At 69.6% G+C, this 1,798-nt stretch carries 2 protein-coding genes; both read right to left on the minus strand.

Annotated features, from left to right (window positions below):
* Positions 1-527 (minus strand): pyridoxal-phosphate dependent enzyme (locus tag ACTZQ5_RS13975; RefSeq protein ID WP_443585745.1); only part of this gene is annotated, 527 nt, incomplete at its 3' end.
* Positions 527-1,798 (minus strand): M3 family metallopeptidase (locus ACTZQ5_RS13980; protein ID WP_443585746.1); only part of this gene is annotated, 1,272 nt, incomplete at its 5' end. The genes ACTZQ5_RS13980 and ACTZQ5_RS13975, both read right to left, overlap by 1 nt.

Genomic DNA, 1,798 nt, shown 5'->3' on the forward strand with positions numbered 1-1,798 from the left:
TGCGCCATCTGCGCGAAGATCGATTCGGCGATGTTGTTGTTGCCGCGCCAGTCGGTGGCGCGCTCGGCATAGGTGAACTGGTCGAGATAATGGCCGCCCGTCTCGCGCGCGAGCCGGTGCGACACCTCGTAGACGGTGCGCGGATCGTCGACCATGTGGATCTCACCGCCGTGGAAGCGGATCGCGTCGAGCTTCGGCGCGGCGGTGCTGGCCGGCACCACGGCGATGAAGCGCAGCCCCAGCATCCTGGCGAAATAGGCCTCGCTGACCGCGGTCGAGCCCGACGAGGATTCGATCACCACCGTGTCCGGCCCGATCCAGGCATTGCACAAGGCGTAGAGGAACAGCGAGCGCGCGAGCCGGTGCTTCAGGCTGCCGGTCGGATGCGAGCTTTCATCCTTCAGATAGAGCGTGATGCCGGGACAGCGCGGCAGCTCCAGCCGGATGAGGTGGGTATCGGCCGAGCGGTTGTAATCCGCCTCGATCCGCCGCACCGCCTCGGCGCACCAGTCCCATTGCGCCGCCATCACACCAGGCCCCGGCGGACGAGCAGCGCGTCGAGATCGGCATCGCGGCCGCGGAAGGCGCGGAAGCTGTCGGCGGCGGGGCGGGTGGCACCGCGCGCCAGCACCTCGGCACGGAAGGCATCGCCGGTGGCGCGGTCGACGAGCCCTGCCTCGGCGAAGCGGCCGAAGCCGTCCGCGGCCAGCACCTCTGCCCACAGGTAGCTGTAATAGCCCGAGGCATAGCCGCCGGCGAAGATGTGGCTGAAGGCATGCGGGAAGCGGTGCCAGGCCGGCGGGCGGCTCACCGCCACCTCGTCGCGCACCGCCTCGATCACCGCCATCGGATCGTCGCCCAGCGTGCCGAGGTGGAGGAGCAGGTCGAACAGCGCGAACTCGACCTGGCGGAGCAGCGCCATGCCCGACTGGAAATGGCGCGCGGCGACCATCCGCTCGAACAATTCGGGCGGCAGCGGTGCGCCGGTCTTGTGATGGCCCGACATCGCGGTCAGCACGCCGCGATCCCAGGCGAAATCCTCCATCAGCTGGCTCGGCAGTTCCACCGCATCCCATTCGAAGCCGTTGATCCCGCCGATGCTCGGCCGGTTCACCCGGGTGAACAGGTGGTGGAGGCAATGCCCGGTCTCGTGCAGCAGCGTCTCGACCTCACCATGCGAGAGCAAGGCTGGCACGCCGTCGCTCTTGGGCGCGAAGTTGCAGACGAGATAGGCGACCGGCACGGTCTTGATATTGCCGTCGTCCAGCCGCGGCCGCGCATCCGCCATCCACGCGCCGCCGCGCTTGCCGGAACGGGCGTGGAGGTCGAGGTAGAGGCCGGCAAAGACGCTGCCGTCGGCATCCACCACATCGAAATAGCAGGCGTCGCCATGCCAGAGCGGCACGTCGTCGCGCGGCACCAGCCGGATGCCGAACAGGCGCTCCAGCAGCGCATGCCAGCCCTGCATCACCCGCTCGACGGGGAAATAGCCGCGCACCTCGGCCTCGTCGATCGCGTGGCGGGCACGGCGCAGGCGGTCGGAGGCGAAGGCGACGTCCCAGGGCTGCATGTCGGCGATGCCGAGGTCGCGCGCCGCGAAATCGCGCAGGGCGGCATAGTCCCGCTCAGCGAACGGCCGCGCCCGCCGGGCGAGATCGCGCAGGAAGGCGAGCACCTCGCCGGCGTTGGGCGCCATCTTGGTGGCCAGCGACCATTCCACCGGATCGGCAAAGCCGAGCAGCCCCGCCGCCTCGCGGCGCAGCGCCAGGATGCGCGCGATCCGATCGCCATTGTCGAA

Source organism: Sphingomonas cellulosilytica (assembly GCF_052321755.1).
Classification (GTDB): Bacteria; Pseudomonadota; Alphaproteobacteria; order Sphingomonadales; family Sphingomonadaceae; genus Sphingomonas.